Source organism: Vicinamibacterales bacterium, from assembly GCA_041659285.1.
In the GTDB taxonomy this organism is placed as follows: Bacteria; Acidobacteriota; Vicinamibacteria; order Vicinamibacterales; family UBA2999; genus 12-FULL-67-14b.
In genome coordinates this window covers 112,127-129,487 of record JBAZYO010000006.1, presented here as the reverse complement: position 1 = coordinate 129,487, position 17,361 = coordinate 112,127, and the positions used below count along the sequence as shown (strand labels likewise).

The following is a 17,361-nucleotide window of genomic DNA, read 5'->3' as shown; positions in this document are numbered from 1 at the left end:
GCCCTACGGTCGTAACTAATTAACGTCGCGCAGAACCCTGGCGACGGCCAGTGCGGCGATGTCCACCACGGTGATGGCCTTGGAATAGCGCATGCGGGTCGGCCCAATCACGCCGACCGTGCCGGTGCTGCGGCCATCGAAATAGGTCGCCGCAATCAGGCTGAACGGCCGCAGATCCGGGTCGCTATGCTCGGCCCCGATGACCACCGTCAGTCCGGGGCCGTCGATGTATTCGGTGAGCATGCGGACCAGCCGCTGCTTTTCTTCCACCATGCGGAGCAGCCCGCGCAGGGTCGCCGCCGAAATGCCGCTGGCCTGCACGACTTCATCGAGCAGGCTCGAGGCGCCGTCGATGTAGACGGCGGTCGGCCGATCCAGGTTCGCAAACGAGCTGCTCGCCAGCCGCAGCGCCAGGCCGAGCAGCTGATCGTAGAGCGTGCGTTCCTGCTTCAACCGGTCGGCGACGCCGTTGCGCACTTCTTCGAGCGTGCGGCCGCCGAATTCGGAATTCAGGAAGTTCGCCGCCTGCACCAGTTCCGACGCGGTCACCGACTCGCCGATGTCCACCGTCTTCTGCGACACCTGGTTGCCGCTGGCCACCACGACGACGAGGATGCGGTTGCCGCTGAGGGGCACGAACTCGATGTGCTGGAACAGCGCGCGCGCATTGGGCGGCGCAATCGCAAAGCCGACGCTGCGGCTCGCTTCCGACAGCACGTGCGAGGTGGAGGAGAGCAGGTCGTCCATGAGCGGCGCGTCGCCGGCTTCCTGCCGCAGGCGCGCTTCGACGGCCGAGACGTCCTTGGTCGCGCGGCGCCCTTCGATCAGCATGTCCACGTAGCAGCGGTAACCGGTGTCGGTGGGCACGCGGCCCGCCGAGGTGTGGGGCTGCCACACGTAGCCCATCTCTTCGAGCTGGGCGAGCACGTTGCGCACCGTTGCCGACGACAGGTTCAGGCCCGCCTTTTGGGCGAGCGTCCCCGAAGCCACCGGTTCGCCCGACTCGATATACGAGCGGACGAGCGTAGCCAGGATACGGCGCGTGCGGTCGGAAATAGCCGGTCCGGTCATTAGCAGTCGAATACTTGGACTGCTAGGAATTGTAACACGCCGGGGTCATTCCGCCCGAAGAGCCTCGGCCGGACTGGCTGTAAGTGCCCGTCGCGCAGGCAGATAGGTCGCAACGGTCCGGCTGAAGCCGGACGCCACATCAAAACCCGGCGCGGGCGGCCAGGGCGGCGGCTTCGGTGCGGGCGTCCCTGGCCACCTCGGCGGGGTCCCAGCGGGTGGGACGAAACGCATCGACGAGGATTTCGCCGTCCACGACGGTGGTGCGGACGTCAGTGCCGCGGGCGGAGTAGACCAGGGTGGAGTAGGGATCGTGGCTGGCCATGAAGTGCGGGCGGTCGCGGTCCACCAGCAGGAAGTCGGCCCGCTTGCCGGGCTCGATGCTGCCGAGCTCGCGCTCGAGGCCAATCGCGCGGGCGCCCTCGCGCGTCGCCATCCACAACGCGTCGCGGGCCGTGAGCGCGCCCGGCCCCTTGCGCACCGATTGCAGCACCGCCGCCAGGCGCATCTCCTCGAACATGTCGAGGTGGTTGTTGCACGCCGCGCCGTCGGCGCCGAGCGACACCGAGATGCCCTTGGCCCGCATCTCCACGACCGGCGCGAGACCGGAGCCGAGCTTCAAGTTCGAGCCTGGGCAGTGCAGCACCTTCACGTCATGCTCGGCCATCACGTCTTGTTCGTGATCGTCCACCCACACGCAGTGGGCCAGGCACAAACGGGGAGACGTCAGGCCCGTGTGCCGCAGGTAGTCGATGTTCGATCGACCCGTGCGCCCGCGGATCAGCGCGATCTCGTCGCGGCTCTCCGAGGCATGGGTGTGGACGACGAGGCCGTGTTCCTTCGAGAGGCCGGCCACCGCTTCCAGCAACTCCTGTGAACAAGACACCGCGAAGCGCGGCGCGAACGCCGCCCGCAGCCGCCCGTTGGCGCGGCCGTGCCACCGCCTGGCGATCGCCACGCTCTCGTCGAGGGACCGCGTGGTGTGTTCCACCAGCCGCGCCGGCACCGCGGCGTCGTTCGCGTCCATCATGCACTTGCCGACCACGGCGCGAAGGCCCATCGGCTCGAGCGCCTCGAACACCGCGTCGGTGTCGTGCACCGTCTCCATGGTGAGCACGGTGGTGGTGCCGCTCATCAGCAGTTCCGACGCGGCCTGGCGCGCGGCCGCGGCCAGCGACGCCGGCGTGTGCGCGGCTTCCATCGGCCAGATGCGCGTCTTCAGCCAGTCGAGCAGCGCCAGGTCGTCGGCGTAGCCGCGGAACAGCGTCTGGCACAAATGAATGTGGGTCTGGATGAAGCCGGGGACCAGGAACGCGCCATGCGCGTGAATGGTCCGGTCCGCGCGCTCATCCGCCGGCACCTCGCCGATCGCGACAATGCGGCCGTCGCGCACCAGAACGTCGCCTTCGATCACCTCGAAGGCATCGTTCATGGTGACGATGGTGGCGCCGCGAATGATTAGCGAAGAGCCTTGAGGTTGGGGAACCATTGCAGCGAGGCGGCCTTGAGCGTCTCCGCCTTGCCGCGCCTGACGGCGATCAGCTCCGCCGTGATGCTGACGGCGATTTCCTGCGGCGTGACGGCGCCGAGGTCGAGTCCAATCGGCGCGTGGATGCGGGCCAGGAGGTCGGGGTCGATGCCGCCTTCCGCCATGACTTGTTCGTAGAGGCGCGCCACCTTGGCGCGGCTGCCGATGAGGCCGATGTAGCGCAACTCGCGCGGCGCGAGGGCGCGCAGGGCGTCGAGGTCGTTGCGGTGCCCGCGCGTGACGATGACGGCATACGCCGTCGCCGGCAACTGCGCCGTGGCCAGCCACTGCGGAATGTCGTCCACGACCACCGACGCCGCGAACGGGAAGCGCTCGGTGTTGGCGAACGCCGCGCGATCGTCGATCACGTGGACGCTGAACCCGGCGTCGTGGGCCATCCGGGCCAGGTAGTAGCCGACGTGCCCGGCGCCGAAAATGTAGACCGCGGGTGAGGCTTCGATCGGCTCGATGAAGACCTCCATCTGCCCGCCGCACACCAGCCCGGTCTCCTCCGCGAAGTCGTCGTTGAGGTCGTACTTCACCGTGGTGGGCTGGCGGGTGGCGAGCACGTGCTTCGCCTTGCCGATGGCGTCGTGTTCGTAGCAGCCGCCGCCGACCGTGCCGACAATGCGGCCGTCGCCGAACACCAGCATCTTGGCGCCGACGCGCTGGGGCGTGGAGCCGTTGGACGACACGATCGTGACCAGCGCCGCCTCTTCGCCGCGGGAGAGCGCCTCCCCGAGCGCAGCGAAGACCTCATGGTTCATGGGCTGGAATTGTACCGCAGCCACCGACAGCCGCAGATTAGACGCAGATTAGTCACAGATTTTGGAGCTCTACGGTGACCGCCGAACGGTGCAGAGACACGGCGGCCCGACGCAGGCCGGTTGGTGCTCCTTCCAACCGGCCTGACCGAGCCAACAGAAGCCAGAAACAAGAGTGCTGGTGATCGTGACCACTCTTGTTTCTGGCTTCTGTCGGCTCGGTCCGCGGGAGCGAAGCTCCGCGGCGGGCCGCCTCGCTGATCTGCGTAAATCTGTGAAATCTGCGGCTGTTTATGACCTCCCGCGCGGCGGTCGCGGGCAGCAGCCTCAGTGTTACTGGAATCGATGCAGCTCGCAGCCGGCCAGCGGCTCGGTGCCCGAGAGGAACGCTTCCATGGTGACGCGGGGGCAAGCCGGCGTCGCAATCTTCCCGGTGTCGCGGTCCACTTCCACGAAGCTCACCCCGCCCGGCGCCTCGAACCCGACGTTGGGGTGGCCGGCGAGGGCCTTCATCATGAACGAGGTCCAGATCGGGAGCGCCGCCTGCGACCCGCTCAAGCCGAGCGGCTGGTTGTCGTCGAGGCCCACCCACACCACGGTCAGCAATTCGGGGGTGAAACCGACGAACCAGGCGTCGCGGAGGTCGTTGGTGGTGCCCGACTTGCCGGCGGCGTCGAGCGTGAAGCCCATGCCGCGGGCGCTGGCGCCGGTGCCCTCGTTCAGCACGCTGCGCAGCATGTGGGTCACCAGGAACGCCGCGGCCGGCCGCGCCACGTTCGGCCCGGCCTCGACCTTGGGGCCGGCGCTCTGCTCGCCGCTTTGCACGCGGATGATCGACCGCAGCTTCTTGATGGTGCCGTGGTTCGGGAACACCGTGTAGGCCTCGGCCATTTCGAGCGGCGTCAGTTCGACAATGCCGAGCGCGACGGAGGGATACGGCTTCACCTGGTCCTGTTCGCCGATCTTGGTCTTGCGCCACAACGCGACGACCCTGTCGTACCCGGTCTGCTCGGCTACCTTGATGGTGGCGATGTTCCTGGACATGGCGAGCGCGCGCCGCAGCGTGATGCCGCCGTCGTATTCGCCGTCGTAGTTGCGCGGCGTCCACGCCTGGTTGTCGAAGCGCCACGTCGTGGGTTCGTCGTAGACGATGGTCGCGGGCGTGATGTCGCCGGTGCCTTCGTCGGCGGCCTTTTCGAAGGCCGCCAGGTAGACGAACGGCTTGAAGGTGGAGCCGGTCTGCCGCCGCGCGTTGGCGGCGCGGTTGAACTGCGACTGGTTGTAAGAGCGGCCGCCGATGAACGACAGGATCTCGCCGGTCCGCGGATCGATCGCGACCAGCGCGGCCTGGGCCACGCGCCGGGGGCCGCGCTTGCGGCGGGCCAGCGCGGCATCGACCTTGGCAATGCCCTCGCGGACCGCCTCCTGGGCGTGACGCTGCAGGTTGAGATCCAGCGTGGTGTAAATGTCGAGCGTGCCGGGCTTCGAGGTGGCGCCGGGGAACAGGTCGTCGAGCGCCGAGCCGAGGTAGTCGACGAAGTACGGCGCCTCGTTGTCGACGGCGCGGGCCACCACCGCGATCGGTTCCCTGGTCGCGCGTTCGGCGGCATCAGCGGTGATGTAGCCGCCGTCGGCCATGGCCCGCAGCACCACGTTGCGGCGGTCGCGCGCGCGGTCGGGGTTGTTGAACGGCGAGTGATAGAACGGCGACTGGATGACGCCGGCGATCAGCGCCGCTTCGCTCAGCGTCAGGTTGCGCACGTCCTTGCTGAAGAAGATTTTCGACGCCTCGGCCACGCCGTGCAGCGCGAACGACCCGCGGTGCCCGAGGTAGACGTCGTTGAGATACAGCTCGAGGATCTCGTCCTTGGTGGCCTTGGTCTCGAGGATCATGGCCATGAACTGCTCGAGGATCTTGCGGCGCAGCGAGCGCTGGCGGGTCTGCTGCTCGACGGCCATCTCGTCGGTCAGGAAGAAATTGCGGGCCAGTTGCTGGGTGATGGTGCTGGCGCCCGAGAGGTAACCGCGGTTGCCGAAGACGTTGCTGGCCAGGGCGCCCACCATGCGGATGGGGTCGACGCCCGGGTGGTAATAGAAGCGGCGGTCCTCGATCGCCAGCACGGCCTCCTGCATGCGCGCCGGAATGGCGTCGAGCGCCACCCGCCGGCGCTTCTCGCGGGTGCCGGTCATCAGGCCGGTGAGCAGCGGCGCGTCGAGCGTGACGCGCTCCACGGACCGGCCCGAGACGGCGAGCTTCGCGATGCGCTGCGCCACCGGCGGCGGGGCGGCGGTCTTCTTCTTGACGACCGGCGGCTCGGGGAAGGTCACGACCAGGGGCTTGGACGATTGATCGCCGCCGCGCGAGATCAGCACCACCGTGTTCTTGTCGATGGCGAACTCGCCCGGGCGCTCGACGCGGGCGCGTTGCGCGTAGCCGACGTCGTTGAGGCGCGCCACCAGCTCGAGCTGGTTGATGTTCTGGCCGGTCTGCAGGGTGAGCGGGCGGCCGAACACGCGCGGCACGGCGCGGTCGCGCTCGCCGTGCAGGCGGGCGTCGATGATCCGGCCGTACGACACGTAGAGATAGGTCAGCGAGCCGAGTGCGACCAGCGCGATCACGCCGAGGCCCATGAGGATCTGGCGCCGCCACGGCGCCAGCCACGCGGGCCAGCGGAGCCGGGCCAGGCGCAGGCGCCAGCCGGATTTCTTCGTTCGCTTCGTCAAATCGTCAGGACCCAGTGGTGGCCCATCTCGAGCGGGAGCTCGTCGATCAGCCGGTCCACCAGGGCGGGCCCGTAGCGGTTCAGGAACCACACGAATCCGACTTCACGCTCCTGCGGGTGGCCCTGGGGGAAGGTGAGGGCCTGCGCGCGCTGGAACTGGCGGCGCAGCGTGTCGTCACGCCGCTTGGCCGCCTGGATCACCTTGTTGTGCAGTGCGTGCACTTCGTGCTGCAGCTTGCCGAGCGTGGACTTCACCGCGCCCTCGAGTGTCGGATCGATTTGCGGGACGGCGGCCGACACCGCGGCCATGCGTTCGTCGATGACCGCCGACACCGCGGTGAGCGACTGCTCGACCGTCGGCGGCAGCTGGCTTTCGAGCAGGTGGTTGAGGGCCGATTCGTCCTGGGCGCGCAGCGCCGTGAGCGGCAGCTCGTACCTGGTCAGGAAGCGCAGTGTCGCTGAATCCGCGAGCGTGGCGGTGGCGCGCTGGTACATCAGCGGCATCGGCACGCCGAAGTGCGCGTAGACCTCCTGGAGCTGTCCGAGGTAGGCCAGCTCGTTCGGTCCCGCCACGTAGCAAATCGTCGGGAACACCGTGTCTTGCACGATCGGCCGCAGCAACACGTTGGGGCTGAAGTGCTCGGGGTGCTCCCGCGCCTCGTCCACCAGTTGCGGCAGGCTCATCGCCTGTTCGCCGATGAACGCCTGGTTGCCGTCCACCCGGACCGCCAGCCGCTCGGCGTTGAGGTGGAACACCGAGACCGTGCCGTCGGCCAGCGTGGCCTGGGCGTGGTAGCCCTTGGCCACCAGCGCCTCGCCGGCGCGGGCGGCGAGGCGAGCGGTGTTGCCGGGCTGGCTGACCTCGGTGACGAAGACGTCGCGGGCCAGCGGCTTGGCGGCCGGATCGGCCGAGTCGTAAACCACCAGGCCGTGCGGGCCGAGCACGTCTTCGAGCCACTTCCCGAAGGCGGTGGCCATGCCGAGGCCAGGCGCATAGGCCGTGCGGAGCGAGTCGATGATGCCGGCCCTGAACTCCGAATCGGGGAGCGCGGCGGCGAGTTCGTCGATGGCGGTCGTGATGTCGGCGGTGAGGGAGAGCTTGGCGATGGGCAGGTGGCCGGCGCCGGCCAGGTCCGCGAGGCGGATGGTCGTCGGCGCCAGCTCGGCGTCGAGCACCGTACACCCGCTCACTTCAGGCCAGTCGTGATCCTCGGCGTCGATCCAGAACACCGGCACCACCGGCACCTTGTGCTCGCGTTCCACCTTGGCCGCCAGCTTCATGGCGGTCAGCGCCTTCAGCAGCGTGAACAGGGGGCCGCCGAACACGCCGGCCTGCTGGCCGGTAATGACGACGCGGGTGGCCGGGTCGGCCAGCCTGGCCGCGGACGCACGGGACTCCGCGGGCGCGCCGCGCAGTAACTGCTGCGCGGCGATGACGCGGGCAATCTCGGCCGGTTGGCGCTTGAGGCCCTGCGAACGCGTGATGGTGTCGGCCCAGGCAGCGGGCGTAGCGGGATCGCCGGCGAAGAACGGCGCCACGTTCGCGTACGCGAACGCATAGTCGGACGCCAGCCGCCGAATCCACGGAAATGTGCGAATGTCCACCGCTAATGAGGCGGAGACGGGCGAGACGTCGGAAGGCACCGCCACGTACTCTCTCAAACGGTCACCAACACTGTCAACCGTGCGTGCTAACATTGCGAGTCGATAAGTGAACCAAAAAGCTCACCCTTCGACGTCCTCCCGCGGCATCCGGCCGCTATCGTGTGCTGCAGCAACCACACGGCGTCCTGACCGTTCCCGTGGCTGGAGGGTTGGATGAGCCGACATCGGATTTGGTTACAGACGTAGTGGACGGCGACTCCCTCGAAGCGGCCTTGCGCGAATTCGGTCCCGCGGCGATTGAAGACCTGTTGCCGCGCCTCCGGTCGATCGCCGAAGAATTGGACGAGGCTCACGCCGCCGGTCAGATCCACGGCTCCCTTCATCCCCGAAATATATTCGTCGCCGAGGAGCGCACCCAGGTCACGGGTCTCGGCGACGAGCCCGGTGCCGGCGTCGAAGAACCCGCCGGCCCGCCCTATTCAGCACCGGAAGTGGCCAGCGGCGGCGCCCCGGTCGCGGCCTCCGATCAGTTCGCCCTGGCGGCCATCACGTTCGAGTGGATGTTCGGCCGCCGGATTTCAGGTCCCGCCAGGCGCCCGGTGGAAGTGCGCGCGCTGCCCGGCGTCGATCGCGACGCGATGTCCAGGGCCTTCACGCGCGCGCTCGCGCCTGAAGCGGCGGCTCGCTTTGCGTCGTGCACGGCCTTTTGCCAGGCCCTGGCCGCGTCGGTCATCCCGGTGCTGCCGCTTGGCGGCGCCGCGGAGGATGTCGATCCGGTGGAGCCGTTCGTGCCCGACGAGCCACCGGTGGATGTCGTGATGGCTCCGCCGGCCGCTGTCGCCGTCATCGATCAGGACTTATCGATCGACGAGTCGCGCTTTGCCGCGATCGAGCCGAAGCTGTCGCCGCCGGTCGAACCGGTGAGGTCGTGGCAGCCGAGTTCGGCCTACACGCCCCCGAAGGCGGTGGAGCGGTTCGGTGGCGGCTGGTTGATCGCGGCGTTGCTGGTGGGCATGGTCGTCGGTTTCGCCGCCGGCTACATGGCGCGGCCGCGAGCGCTGCAGTCAGGGCCTATCCAGACCATGCTCGCGCCGTCGCGCACCGAATCCGCAGTGGCGCCCGCACCAGCAACATCGACACCCGTGGCACCTGCGCCTGTGGCATCCGCCTCCGCTCGCTCAGAATCTGGCGAGCTACGGCGAGACCTCGCCGTAGCGGCCTCCGGCCGCGAAGGCGGGCCCCAGGCACCATCGGCCGTAGGCCGTTTGTTGGTTCATTCGACGCCGAGCGGCGCCAGCGTGGATGTGGATGGGGTGACGAAAGGCGTGACCCCGTTGGCCTTGCGCGATATGGAGTTGGGATCGCGTACGATCACGGTGGCTGAGCGCGGCTATATCGCGGAGACGCGGCGGGTGCTGCTGACCCGCGCCCGCCCGTCGCGGTCGCTCGACGTCCGGTTGGCGGCGGCGGCGGCCACCGGCACCATGAGTGTGGAGTCACGGCCGTCTGGGGCGGCCGTCACGATCAACGGGAAGCCGAGCGGCAAGACGCCGATGACTCTCGACGCCCTGGCGCCGGGTGACTATCGCGTCACCCTGTCCCTGGCGGGTTACCAGACTTTTGTGACCACGGTGCGCGTGGTTGCCGGCGAGCGCACGCGCGCGGCCGCATCGTTGAGCGTACAGGAGTAAGGATGAACGCGATTCTGGCACTGGAAGACGGCACCTGGTTTCAAGGTGTCTCGGCGGGCGCACCGGGTGAGACCACGGGCGAGGTGGTGTTCAACACGAGCATGACGGGGTACCAGGAGATCCTCACGGATCCCTCGTACGCCGGGCAAATCGTGACGATGACCGCGCCGCAGATTGGCAATTACGGCGTCGCCGCCGCCGACACCGAGTCGTCGCGGCCGCAAGTGGCGGGATTCGTGATGCGCGACGCCTCGCCGGTGTCGAGCAACTGGCGCTCGACCGGGACGCTGCGCGACTACCTGGTGCGCCACAACATCGTCGCCATCGGCGACATCGACACCCGCCAGCTGACCAAGGTGTTGCGGTCGGCGGGCGTGATGCGGGGCGTGATCGCCACCGGATCGGTGGAGCCGTCGGAGCTGATCGAGCGCGCGCGCCGCGTGCCGCACATGGAAGGCCGCGACCTGGTCAAGGACGTGACCACCGCTGAAGCCTACGACTTCGAGACCTCGCTGGCCGATGCGGTGACCGACGCCAGCTTCGGGATCGCGCCGCAGCACCGCGCCACGCGCCCGCTCAAGGTCGCCGCCTACGACTTCGGCATCAAGACCAACATCCTGCGCCGGCTCGCCGCCTACGGCTGCCAGGTCCGGGTGTTTCCGGCGTCCACTTCCGCCGCCGAGGTGATGGCGTGGAAGCCGGACGGCATCTTCCTCAGCAACGGCCCCGGCGACCCGGCGGCCGTGACCTACGCGATCGAGAACATCAAGGAGCTGATCAACGGCGAGGTGCCGATATTCGGCATCTGTCTCGGTCACCAGTTGATGGGCCTGGCCCTGGGCGCCAGGACCTACAAGCTGAAGTTCGGCCATCGCGGCGGCAACCATCCGGTGAAGCAGCTCGACACCGGCGCCATTGAGATCACCGCGCAGAACCACGGGTTCTCCGTGGATCCCGATTCGGTGCCGGCCACCGCGCGCGTGACGCACCTCAACCTCTACGACGGCACGGTTGAAGGCCTGCGTCATCTCAGCAAGCCGATCTTCTCGGTGCAGTACCATCCGGAGGCCTCGCCGGGACCGCACGACGCCGACTATCTGTTCCAGGAATTCCTCGACGAAATGGAAAAGAACTAAGTGCCGAAACGTACTGATATCAAGCGGGTGCTGGTGATCGGGTCGGGCCCGATCGTGATCGGGCAGGCGTGTGAGTTCGACTATTCAGGCACGCAGGCCTGCAAGGCGCTGAGGGCCGAAGGCCTCGAGGTGATCCTGGTCAACAGTAACCCGGCCACGATCATGACCGACCCGGAGCTGGCCGACCGCACCTACGTCGAGCCGCTCACGCCGGACGCGCTGGAGAAGATCATCGAGCGCGAGCGGCCGGACGCCATCCTGCCGACGGTGGGCGGGCAGACCGCGCTCAACCTCGCGGTGCAGCTCGACGACCTCGGCATCCTGAAGAAGTACAACGTCGCGCTGATTGGCGCGTCGATCCCCGCGATCAAGGTCGCCGAAGATCGGCTGCTGTTCCGCGACGCGATGACTGAGATCGGCGTGGCGGTGCCCGCGAGCGGCGTGGCGAAGACGCTCGAAGAGGCGCTCGTCATGGTTGCGCAGACCGGGTTCCCGTCGATCATCCGGCCGTCGTTCACCATGGGCGGCGTTGGCGGCGGCATCGCCTACAACCTCGAGGAGTTCAAGGAGATTGCCGGCCGCGGCCTACACCTGAGCCCGGTCCACGAGATCCTGGTCGAAGAGTCGGTGATCGGCTGGAAGGAATTCGAGCTCGAGGTGATGCGCGACGGCGCCGACAACTTCGTCGTCATCTGCTCGATCGAGAACATCGACCCGATGGGCGTCCACACCGGCGACAGCATCACCGTGGCGCCGGCGCTGACCCTCACCGACAAGGAATACCAGCGCATGCGCGATGCCGCCCGCCGCATCATCCGGCGCGTCGGCGTCGAGACCGGCGGCTCCAACATCCAGTTCGCCATCAACCCGGACGACGGGCGGATGGTGGCCATCGAGATGAACCCGCGCGTGTCGCGATCATCGGCGCTGGCGTCGAAGGCCACCGGCTTCCCGATTGCCAAGATCGCCGCCAAGCTGGCGCTCGGCTATCACCTCGACGAAATCCCCAACGACATCACCCGCGTCACGCCGGCGTCGTTCGAGCCGACCATCGACTACGTGGTGGTCAAGATTCCGCGCTGGAACTTCGAGAAGTTCCCGCAGGCCGATCGCACGCTGACCACGCAGATGAAGTCGGTCGGCGAGGCGATGGCGATTGGGCGCACGTTCAAGGAAGCGTTCCTGAAGGGCATCCGCTCGCTCGAGCTGGGCAAGGAAGGCCTGCTGTTCCGCCGGCCGCAGATGGACGAGAACGAAGAAGACGCGGGATCGAGCGACGACGAAGACACCGAGCTGCGCCGCAAGCTGGTGATTCCGACCGACCGCCGCATGTGGGCGCTGTTCCGCGCGCTCGACAAAGGCTGGGACCTCGAGAAGCTGCACGAGCTCACCAACATGGACCCGTGGTTCCTGCAGCAGTTCAAGGAGCTGGTCGAGCTGCGCCAGACCGCGGAGATGGTCGGCCTGCGCGACATGTCGTACGACCTGATGCGCACGCTCAAGCGCGGCGGCTTCGGCGACGGCGAGCTGGCCGACATCCTCGGCGTGGACGAGGCCGCGGTCCGCGAGAAGCGTAACGAGCTGAAGCTCAAGACCTCGTTCAAGCGCATCGACACCTGCGCGGCGGAATTCGAGTCGTTCACGCCCTACATGTACAGCACCTTCGAGCAGACCTGCGAGGCCGACCCGACCGACAAGCAGAAAGTGATCATCCTGGGCAGCGGCCCGAACCGCATCGGCCAGGGCATCGAGTTCGACTACTGCTGCTGCCACGCCGTGTTCGGCTTCAAGCGGGAAGGCTTCGAGACGGTGATGATCAACTGCAACCCCGAAACCGTGTCAACCGACTACGACACGGCCGACCGGTTGTACTTCGAGCCGCTCACGTTCGAAGACGTCATGGCGGTGGTGGACCGCGAGCGCGACGGCAACGTTGACGTCTCGTGCGTCGTCCAGTTTGGCGGTCAGACGCCGCTCAAGCTGGCGCTGGCGCTGCAGGAGGCGGGCGTGACCATCCTCGGCACCTCGCCCGACTCGATCGACCTCGCGGAAGACCGGCAGCGGTTCAACCAGTTGCTGTGGGACCTCGGCATTCCGCAGCCGGCCAGCGGCACGGCGACCTCGAAGGCCGAGGCCCGCGAGGTGGCGGCCAAGGTCGGGTTCCCGGTGGTGGTGCGGCCGTCGTACGTGCTGGGCGGGCGGGCGATGGCGATCGTGTATGACGTGGCCACGCTCGATCGCTACATGACGAGCGCGGTGGACGTGTCGCACGATCGGCCGATCCTGGTGGACCGCTTCCTCGAGCACGCGAAAGAAGTGGACGTCGACTGCGTCGCCGACGAATCCGGCGCCGTCGTGATCGGCGGCATCATGGAGCACATCGAAGAGGCCGGCATTCACTCGGGCGACAGCTCCTGCGTGGTCCCGCCGCCGGGTCTGGGCGATCGGCACCTGGCGACCATCCGCGATTACACCCGGCGCATCGCGCGGGCGTTGAAGGTGGTCGGCCTGATGAACACGCAGTACGCCATCAAGGACGACACCGTCTACGTGCTCGAAGTGAACCCGCGCGCCTCGCGCACGGTGCCCTACCTGTCGAAGGCCAACGGCGTGCCGCTGGCCCAGGTGGCCGCGCGCGTGATGGCGGGGAAGTCGCTCACCGAACTCGGCATCACCGACGACATGCAGCCGGCGGGCGTGTTCGTGAAGAGCCCGGTGTTCCCGTTCGTGCGCTTCCCCGGCGTCGACACCATTCTCGGGCCGGAGATGAAGTCCACCGGCGAGGTGATGGGCGGCGCCGACAGCTTCGGCATGGCCTTCGCGAAGGCCATGCTTGGCGCTGGACAGCGGTTGCCTGAACAGGGTTCGGTCTGCATCAGCGTGAACAACGAGGACAAAGGCGAGGTGCTGCCGATCGCGAGAGGCTTCGCCGAGCTCGGGTTCCAGGTCATTGGCACGCGCGGGACCGCCGCCTACCTGCGCGCCAACGGCGTGGAATGCTCAGTGGTGTTCAAGGTCAACGAGGGCCGGCCGAGCCTCGCCGACGAGATCGTCAACCGCAAGATCTCGCTGGTGGTCAACACGCCGCACGGGCGCGAGTCATTCTTCGACGACAAGGCCGTGCGCCGCGCCGCCATGATGGCGGGCGTGCCGTGCATCACCACCATCACCGGCGCCGCCGCGGCGCTCGAAGCCATCCGCGCCCTCAGGACGGAAGGGCTCGACGTGCGGGCGCTGCAGGATTACTACGCCGCCGTCGCGAGTTCGTAAAGAGGGTGCCTAGGGTGCCTAAGGTGCCTGGGGTGCAGGAAACGCCACGTCTTCCCCGTTGAAGCGTGGCGTTTTCTACGTACTCCGAACGCCCGTTCTGAGGTTTCTGCCGGTTTTCGTATGCCCCGCCGTTTGCTTCTGGTTGGGGCATGTCACTCTCCCTTGCGCTCGCCCTGGCTGCCGCGGCAGGCACTGCCATTGGCGTGTTCGCCGACCCGTCGTGGATGGCCCAGGTCCGATGGCTGCTCGGGGGCGCCGCCGTCACCGCGTTCGTGTGCGCCTCGCGGCAGCGGCGAGACTGGACGCTCCGCGCCGGCCTTGTCTGCCTCGCCGCGGCGTGCGCGCTGCTGGCGGCCGCGGCGCACGATGCCGCGTTGCATCCGCCCCTTCGAACGTTGCTGGAAGAGCGCCTGGGCGGGTTCGCCATCGAAGGTGTTGATGCCCCCCGCAACGACACGCCCATCGTCGTGGAGGGGACGCTCTCCGCGGACGCCGCCCGGACCGAAGCCGGGGCGCTGCTGCGGCTGCAGGTGGAGCGGGTCTGGATTGGCCCATGCCCGGAGCCGGCGCCTGGCGGTGTGTCGCTCACGGTGTCTGGCGTGCTCGCCGCCGGCGCCGTGGAGCAATGGCGCGCCGGCCGCCGCCTCAAGGTACCGGCCCTGTTGCGTCGTCCCGCGCGTTACCTCGACGCCGGTGTTCCCGATCAGGAGCGGCTGCTGGCGAGGCGCGGGATGTCGCTGGTGGGTTCGATCAAGAGCGCCGCGCTCGTCGAGGTGACCGGCCGCGGCCACTGGTTCGGTGAAGCCGCCGCGTCGATGCGAGCCGCGGTGCGCGGCGCGATGACGCGGCACGTGGCGGTTCGCGATCCGCAATCGGCCGCCGTGGCGACGGCGATCCTGATTGGCGATCGCGGGTCGCTCGATGCGGACGTGGAGCGCCGCCTGCAGGAGGCGGGCACGTACCACGTGATTGCCATCTCCGGCGGCAACATCGCGATCCTGGCCGGGCTGATCCTCGCCGTGCTGTGGTGGCTGGGGATCCGCGGCGGCTGGGCGGCCGGCGCGGCGGTGGCACTGCTGGCGTGGTACGCGTTTGTCGCGGGCGGCGGACCATCGGTGACCCGCGCCACCGTGATGGCGGCCATTTACCTGTCGCTGCGCGTCATCGATCAACGCACCGCGCCGGCGCACGCGCTGGCGCTCACGGCGGCGGCCGTGCTGCTGGTGACGCCGCTGGCGGTGGCGGATGTCGGCTTCTGGCTGACGTTCGGCGCCACTGCAGCTATTGTGGCCGGCGCCTCGCGAATGACCTGGTTGGCGCTGCCGGGCTGGTGTCGCGGCCCGGTCCTGCTGATCGCCGCTTCCGCCTGCGTCGAGGTCGTGCTGATGCCGATCGGCGCGCTCGTGTTCCAGCGCGTCACGCTGGCGGGGCTGGTGCTGAATCTCGTCGCCGTGCCGTGCATGGCGGTCGTGCAGGTGGCGTCGATGGTCACGGCGGCACTGGATGCCGTCGGCGCCAACGGCCCCGCGCAGGTCGCCGGCTGGGTCACGCACCTGTCGGTGCGCGGACTGGTCGACAGCGCGGCGCTCGTGGCGTGGGCGCCGTGGCTCACGTGGCGCGTGCCTTCACCGTCCCTCTTAGTGATCACCGCGTACTACGCGTGTCTAGGGATCTGGCTTGTCACAATCCTTTACCACGAAGCACACGAAGGGAAACACGAACGTGTCCGTCGTGGTGGCTCTTCGTGTGCTTCGTGGTCCGCCTTTGTTCTGTTCATCTGGATCGCGGTCGCGCCGCCAACGCTGGCAACCACGTTCGGCGATGGCCGCCTGCACCTGACGATGATGGATGTGGGGCAGGGGGATGCCATGCTTGTGACGCTGCCCAATGGCCGCACGTTGATGATCGACGCCGGCGGCGTGTCGCTGCGCGGCGACTTCGACATCGGCGACCGCGTCCTCGGCCCGGCCCTGCGCGCGAAAGGCATTGTCGGTCTCGACTACCTGGCCATCACGCATGGCGATCCGGATCACATCGGCGGCGCGGTGTCGCTGGCAACGGACTTCGCGCCCAGCGAAGTGTGGGCCGGGACGTTCGTCGCCAATCACGAGCCGACGCTGAAGCTGCAGGCGGTCACGGGCCGCCGTCGCGCGACGTGGCGATGGCTGCAGAAGGGCGATCGCCTCGATCTGGGCGGCGTCGAGCTGCGCGTTCACCACCCGCCGTTGCCCGACTGGGAGCGGCAGAAGGTGAGAAATGACGACTCGCTCGTCATCGAGCTGCGCTACGGCCAGGTGTCGATGCTGCTGACCGGCGACATCGGCAGGGAGGTGGAGCAGGCGCTGATCCCGACGCTGGACCTGCTTCCGATCGTCGTCCTGAAGTCCCCGCACCACGGCAGCGGCACCTCGAGCTCACCGGAGTTCATCACCGCGGTGCAGCCGGACGTGGTGGTCATCAGCAGCGGCCGCGGCAATCCGTACGGCCACCCCGTGCCGTATGTGCTGGAGCGCTACCACTCCGCCGGCGCGCAGATCTTCAGGACGGATCAGGAGGGGCAGATTGAAGTGACAACCGATGGCACGTCACTAGCCATATCGACGTTCACTGGGCGGAATGTAGGGGCACTTTTGAGAACGAGGTAGCAGAGAGTGCGGTCCATTAGCTCATCTCATCCCTTTTCTCAAAAGGGCCCCTACATTCCGCCCTGTCTCTTGGTGGTGGTCTTGGCAATCTGCCAATGCGCCTCGAGCTGTTCCAGTGTCAGGTCGCGCATGCGCTGGCCCTTCGCGGTGACCTGCCGCTCGACATCGTCGAACCGCTTCTGGAACTTGTCGTTCGCCACGCGCAGCGCGGCTTCGGGCTCGACGCCCAGCTTCCTGGCAAGGTTCGCCACCGCGAACAGCAGATCGCCGAGTTCCTCCTCGGCCTCCGGCGACTTCGGGCCCAGCGTCTCGACCGCCTCGCGCAGCTCGCGCGTCTCTTCGTCGATCTTGTCGAGCACGTCGTCCGGTTTCACCCAGTCGAAGCCGACCGTGGCGGCGCGCGTGCTCAGCTCGTAGGCCCGCAGCAGCGACGGCATCGAGCGGGGAATACCGCTCAGCAGCGTCTTGTCGGGCTCGCCGGCGTCGCCACGTTCCTTCTTCTTGATGTCTTCCCACTGCTCCTTGACCTCGCGCGGGGTCAGGCTGGCCAGGCCCACCTCCGCTGAAGCTACGGTGGGCAAGCCGTCGGCGTCGAACACGTGCGGATGCCGCCGCACCAGCTTGTCGGCGATGGCCTGGAGGGAATCCGCGATCGAGAAGCGCCCTTCCTCCTCGCAAATCTGCGCCAGGAACACCGCCTCGAACAGGAAGTCGCCGAGCTCGGCCTTCAGCTCGTCGTAATCGTCGCGGTCGAGCGCGTCGAGCAGCTCGTAGGTTTCGCCCAGCACGAACGGCCGCAGCGTCTTCACCGTCTGCTGCCGATCCCACGCGCAGCCGTGCTCGGAGCGCAGCGTGCGCATGATGCCCACCAGTTGCTGAAAGCGCGCGCCGGCCAGTTCGCTCATGGCCCGTATGCTAACATTCCGTCTCT

General features: G+C 68.0%; 10 protein-coding genes. 4 read left to right on the top strand and 6 right to left on the bottom strand.

Annotated features, from left to right (window positions below; translation table 11 throughout):
• Window positions 1–15: 15 nt before the first annotated feature.
• From hrcA to bshC, 5 genes are all read right to left on the bottom strand, one after another.
• Entirely contained in the window at window positions 16–1,071 is a 1,056-nt protein-coding gene (hrcA, locus tag WC815_11425; protein MFA5909379.1) for a heat-inducible transcriptional repressor HrcA, read from the bottom strand.
• Between the two features lie 139 nt (window positions 1,072–1,210).
• Window positions 1,211–2,500: a 5'-deoxyadenosine deaminase gene (locus WC815_11420; GenBank protein ID MFA5909378.1), complete on the bottom strand. Its 1,290-nt coding sequence runs from the start codon at window positions 2,498–2,500 to the stop codon at window positions 1,211–1,213.
• 26 nt (window positions 2,501–2,526) lie between these two features.
• A complete protein-coding gene (locus WC815_11415; protein ID MFA5909377.1) occupies window positions 2,527–3,363 on the bottom strand; it encodes an XdhC/CoxI family protein in 837 nt (278 codons plus the stop codon).
• 330 nt (window positions 3,364–3,693) lie between these two features.
• On the bottom strand, window positions 3,694–6,084 hold the full coding sequence (locus WC815_11410; protein MFA5909376.1) for a PBP1A family penicillin-binding protein: 2,391 nt from the start codon (window positions 6,082–6,084) through the stop codon (window positions 3,694–3,696).
• The gene (gene bshC, locus WC815_11405) at window positions 6,081–7,733 is read right to left on the bottom strand and encodes a bacillithiol biosynthesis cysteine-adding enzyme BshC (protein MFA5909375.1); all 1,653 of its coding nucleotides are present in this window, start codon (window positions 7,731–7,733) and stop codon (window positions 6,081–6,083) included. The genes WC815_11410 and bshC overlap by 4 nt, the downstream gene beginning before the upstream one ends.
• Window positions 7,734–7,918: 185 nt before the next feature.
• Between bshC and WC815_11400 the strand changes: the two genes are divergently transcribed.
• From WC815_11400 to WC815_11385, 4 genes are all read left to right on the top strand, one after another.
• Window positions 7,919–9,379 carry a PEGA domain-containing protein gene (locus WC815_11400; protein ID MFA5909374.1) on the top strand — a complete coding sequence of 487 codons (1,461 nt, stop codon included), beginning with the start codon at window positions 7,919–7,921 and terminating at the stop codon, window positions 9,377–9,379.
• Between the two features lie 2 nt (window positions 9,380–9,381).
• Window positions 9,382–10,515, top strand: coding sequence for a glutamine-hydrolyzing carbamoyl-phosphate synthase small subunit (gene carA, locus WC815_11395; protein ID MFA5909373.1), 1,134 nt, complete (start codon window positions 9,382–9,384; stop codon window positions 10,513–10,515).
• A complete protein-coding gene (carB, locus tag WC815_11390) occupies window positions 10,516–13,785 on the top strand; it encodes a carbamoyl-phosphate synthase large subunit (protein MFA5909372.1) in 3,270 nt (1,089 codons plus the stop codon).
• 149 nt (window positions 13,786–13,934) lie between these two features.
• Window positions 13,935–16,430 carry a DNA internalization-related competence protein ComEC/Rec2 gene (locus tag WC815_11385; GenBank protein ID MFA5909371.1) on the top strand — a complete coding sequence of 832 codons (2,496 nt, stop codon included), beginning with the start codon at window positions 13,935–13,937 and terminating at the stop codon, window positions 16,428–16,430.
• A 50-nt stretch (window positions 16,431–16,480) separates the two neighbouring features.
• Here the strand turns inward: WC815_11385 and mazG are convergent, their stop codons facing one another.
• Window positions 16,481–17,335, bottom strand: coding sequence for a nucleoside triphosphate pyrophosphohydrolase (gene mazG, locus WC815_11380; GenBank protein MFA5909370.1), 855 nt, complete (start codon window positions 17,333–17,335; stop codon window positions 16,481–16,483).
• Window positions 17,336–17,361: the final 26 nt, after the last annotated feature.